The following is a 2,896-nucleotide window of genomic DNA, read 5'->3' as shown; positions in this document are numbered from 1 at the left end:
CGCGTTGCAACCCGCTACGATCGATGCCCAAAGGTCTTCCTGTCCGCCGTCGCCCTCGCCGCAACCGTCATGTTCTGGCTTTGAAAATCAATGAGTCTGGAGCCTAACAGGGCCCCTGCGCTTCTAGAATTAACATCGTTCCTCGAGATCGTTAGACTGAGAATTGGTCATCGTTACGATTCGTTCTTCTATCGTTTTCAGTGGTGTGCCGCTCAAATTCCCCCAATAAAATTGAAAGGCATAGACTTGTCATGAAGATTTCGACAGACGCCGTGATCGGCATTTCTCAGGCAGCTCTGAACAAGGGGCTTTCCAAGATGATGAGCGACGGGATAGTGGCCGACATCGAGCTGTCCGGTGAGGATTGGCACCTCAAGAAGGCAAAGCTGGGGACTCCGGCGGTCAGGTTTCTTCCAAATGAACAATCGCGCGTCCGCCTGATGCTGCCCTTCGTTTCTGGCGTGCTCGTCAAGAAAACCGTCGATTTCGAAACCGATACGGTCAAAAAGAAGGAATACAAGCTCGGCGGCAAATCCGTGTCCTTCGAAACGGACCTGAACCGGCTAAATGTCGAGCATTTTCACGACGTGAACTTCACGGCGCAGGCGATCTATCTGGACCTCACCGAGATATCGAATATCGACGCGTTCAGCCTAGAACTGGACACTGCGGACCTTGCGATGATGCAGGATGTAATGCGTGGCATGGTTTCCGAGATGCAAAAGGCCGTAGACAATCGCCAGCTTCTGATAAGCCGCATTCAGGTGCCGAAAGTTCCGGACACTGTTGGACCGCTCGCGCCCACCGCTGCTGCGATGGCTGCGTCCTGTGCGCCAGAACATCCCGAGATCGGTGAACTGGATTTCCTGCTCATGACACGGGGCGAGCCCCTACCCACGGCTGCCGACGAACACGCTCAGAACGGGTTTGTGACCCCGTTTGTTGCCACCGAGAGCGGGAAAGGTCACGACGCGGTCCTTGTCCTGTCAGACAGGGTGTTGCTGTCTGCTATTGCCCAGCCAATACTAGAAAAGGCGTTCCCGGGCATCGAATTAGTGCTGGATCCAGCACCGCTTCCGGCGCGGTTGCATCAGAAGGGTGATCTGAAACTCGAGCGCCGCGGCATGTTCGTTCACGGCGCGGAGGCGGTCCTAAAAGACGATCGCATTAAGATCGACTTGATCCTCGAGACACGCGAACATCTGCAGAGCGACGACGGTCCTGACGGCGTGGATTTCTCGATCGTCGAGGTCGTTATAAAAAAATCCCTTACGTTTGACCTCGTGCTCAAAGTGGACGAAGCGGGTCTTCTGACCTTCGATTTGAAGACGGGGGCGCACAACGACGATGCGCCAAAGCCAGAATTCAAGGGCAATTTCGAGGTCCACGGGATCAAAGACGTTGTGAAATGGCTAGGTGCGCCGCTCGCGGTCTTCGCGGGTCCGGCGGCTGGCCCCATTCTTGCGGGCTTTACGGCGATTATCACAGGGATCGCGCAGGCGATTCAGGCCGGGATCGTCGACAGCATCGATATTAAGGAGCGGGCGAGGGTTGGTCTCGGTCCGCTCGATGGCGTCGATACGCAGATCCAATTGCCCGGCGATCCGGTGTTCGTCTTTTCGCAGGTCGCCGCGGGGGATGGCAACATCCTCGTCGGTGCCGATTTCCTCGATCCGCCCGCTCTCGATACTGGGGAGATTGCACCCTTCGCCATCCAGCCGTTTCCGCGCGTGGAGGCTGGCGCGCCGATGCCGCCGGCCGACACCGCCCCGGAACTCGTGGGCGAAGTCACGCTACACTACCGGCATGTCGACGACAGCCGCTTCTACAATGCGAACCGCCGCCGCATGCCGTATTATATCCTGCGGCGCGAACAATTCTGGCACCGCAACAGCAGCGTAGAATACCCCGCACAATCCGAAAGCAAAGTCACACAGCAAAAAATCAAGAGAGTCCAATCGACCCATACGGAGGACATGACCAATACGATCCGGATGAACGTCTCGGTCGAGGGCACCCTAGAGATGCTCGATGTCTTTTCTCCCGAGATCAAGTTCGAGGTCGAGAAGGAACTGCAGGTGCAGGTCACGGACGAAGTCGAGACCGAGCAGACCGAGGATATCACGCGGGAATTCACGCTTTCAGCGCGTGAGCAGCCGTTCGGCATATCGGTCTGGGTTCTGATGGACCGCTACACCTTGATGCGCAACGACAGCGATCGCAGCGTGGTTGGTCGCTGGGATTACGCGAACGTCAACTACATACATCTGGACGATTACAGCTTGGCACAAGGCGAAATGGACTAAATAGAAGGGGAGATGTCATGACCAGCAATTTACGCAAGACTTGGAGTAATGCGAAAAACCATGCGATCAAGAACGGCTTGCCTGCGGATTTCTTGCCCAAAAACAAACTTGGCCCGAAGCTAGATAAAGCCGAAAAATCTTATGACGCCTACACGGATTATACCGGGCAAGACAAAATCGACAGTCTCAAGAAGGCAGCTCAGAAAGCGGTGTCCGACGCCGACAATGAGGCTTCCAAGTACTTGAAGCTGATCCACATGGGCGTGAAGGGCAACAACGATCACAAGCTCCACAAGGCGCTGCATGATCTCGAGACTGTGCTGTCAATGAAGGTTATCCACGAGCTCAATGGGTACGCAAAGTTTCTGCACGGCGGCAAAAAACCCTAGGCTCCAGACCCATTGATTTCCGACTTTCGGCGTGATTCAGGCTCCGCAAGGAGACCTGAGCATGAGCAACCTTTTCTGGCTGACGGACGAGCAAATGGCGCGTCTTCAGCCCTTCTTCCCCAAGAGCCATGGCAAGCCGCGTGTGGACGACCGGCGCGTCCTGAGTGGAATTATCTTCATCAATCGCAATGGTTTGAGGTG

The 2,896-nt window shown here is 55.6% G+C and carries 3 protein-coding genes and 1 pseudogene; all 4 read left to right on the top strand.

Going from position 1 to position 2,896, the window contains the following annotated elements:
• Positions 1-84 (top strand): annotated as a pseudogene (locus R5H32_RS20795) (IS5/IS1182 family transposase); the annotation flags it as partial.
• A 167-nt stretch (positions 85-251) separates the two neighbouring features.
• Positions 252-2,306 (top strand): hypothetical protein, encoded by a 2,055-nt coding sequence (locus R5H32_RS20790; protein ID WP_318340544.1) that lies wholly within the window; start codon positions 252-254, stop codon positions 2,304-2,306.
• A gap of 17 nt (positions 2,307-2,323) precedes the next feature.
• Positions 2,324-2,695 (top strand): hypothetical protein, encoded by a 372-nt coding sequence (locus tag R5H32_RS20785; protein WP_318340543.1) that lies wholly within the window; start codon positions 2,324-2,326, stop codon positions 2,693-2,695.
• 61 nt (positions 2,696-2,756) lie between these two features.
• The coding region (locus tag R5H32_RS20780; protein ID WP_318340545.1) for a transposase at positions 2,757-2,896 on the top strand (140 nt) is incomplete at its 3' end.

Origin of the sequence: Defluviimonas sp. D31 (genome assembly GCF_033436765.1) — a bacterium.
Taxonomy (GTDB): Bacteria; Pseudomonadota; Alphaproteobacteria; order Rhodobacterales; family Rhodobacteraceae; genus Albidovulum.
This window is presented reverse-complemented; position numbering and strand designations above follow the sequence as displayed.

Excerpts from the sequence above, each read along its gene's own strand:
- R5H32_RS20790 (WP_318340544.1), top strand. The coding sequence starts at position 252 with ATGAAGATTTCGACAGACGCCGTGATCGGCATTTCTCAGGCAGCTCTG.
- R5H32_RS20785 (WP_318340543.1), top strand. The coding sequence starts at position 2,324 with ATGACCAGCAATTTACGCAAGACTTGGAGTAATGCGAAAAACCATGCG.